Genomic DNA, 1,108 nt, shown 5'->3' on the forward strand with positions numbered 1-1,108 from the left:
ATCCGATGGTGTTAGTTGCCGTCCGGATTGGTCCAGACAATGCTGAATAATGCCCGACAAATGATGTTCAAAACGCAACAGAAGCATTCGGATAGTATCTGCTTCATACGCGTGACGGTTATAAAGCATGCAGATGGAAAGCTTACCGTCTTTCATCCACCCATCCAGATAGAGGGGATAGGCTAAATCTGAAATGCTACAATTCTGGCCGGACCATAATTCAACATCCATAGGCGATGTATGAAAGTGAGAGGAACTGACCGATTCAGAATGAATCAAGCGGAAGCCAATTTCCGGGTAATACTTAGCATTAAGTTCCGATCTACCGGAGGTTGCAGAACCATATTTTAGTAATCCATATCCTAAGCCCTGGTTGGGTACTTGCCGGACCGTCTCCTTTACGTTTCTGAGCAAAAGAGAACGGTCTCCCCCAGGCTCCATATTCAGGACAAGCGGATATATGGAACCGAATTGACCTACGGTTCTTGAAAGGTCCGGTTTGTCCGAAGTCACAGTTTGTTGCTCCCGATCATAATGTTCAAATCCAATGGAAATCTTAGACTGTCCGGACCATTCCACTAGAGTCAGTCCCAATGCAGCAAGCAGTAACTCAGCGGTCACTGTATATAGGTTTGGTTAGCCCGTGTCAACAGTCGGCTTGTTTCCTCGTCCGAAAGCTGTATGATGCAATGTTCTACTGGACGAGGTGTTTCGGAATGTGCAGATGTCTTATGGTCCTTCGGTATAAATTCGCCATCGAAATTAACCTTATCCAGCCAGTAGAGTTTCTCTTTGGCCAGCTTTTTGCTGTCTGCATAGTCTTCTAGCCACCGCATCCAGGAGCGGTAAGAATCTGTTTTGTCAGGAAGCACTATCGGTTCCCCGTTAAGAGCTTGTTCATAGGCAGTTGTGAAATCCTCAAGCAGGATACGCCAAGATGTGGGATCAGCCACTAGCGGATCTACAGAAAGGAAGAACTGGTCGGGGCCCGACATCCGGAATAAGCCTGCGCGTACTCTGGGTCCCTCAAACATTCCATAACTGTTTTGAATCCGGAAGCATTCGCTCTGTAATTGCTTGCTAGCTTCATGGTCATCATCTGCAAGAA

At 46.8% G+C, this 1,108-nt stretch carries 2 protein-coding genes; both read right to left on the reverse strand.

What is annotated here, in order from left to right:
* The coding region (locus GRP75_RS30370; RefSeq protein WP_337194288.1) for a condensation domain-containing protein at positions 1-621 on the reverse strand (621 nt) is incomplete at its 3' end.
* The coding region (locus GRP75_RS30375) for a condensation domain-containing protein (protein ID WP_272917253.1) at positions 618-1,108 on the reverse strand (491 nt) is incomplete at its 5' end. The genes GRP75_RS30375 and GRP75_RS30370, both read right to left, overlap by 4 nt.

Origin of the sequence: Paenibacillus sp. OT2-17 (assembly GCF_009827695.1) — a bacterium.
Classification (GTDB): Bacteria; Bacillota; Bacilli; order Paenibacillales; family Paenibacillaceae; genus Paenibacillus; species Paenibacillus polymyxa_B.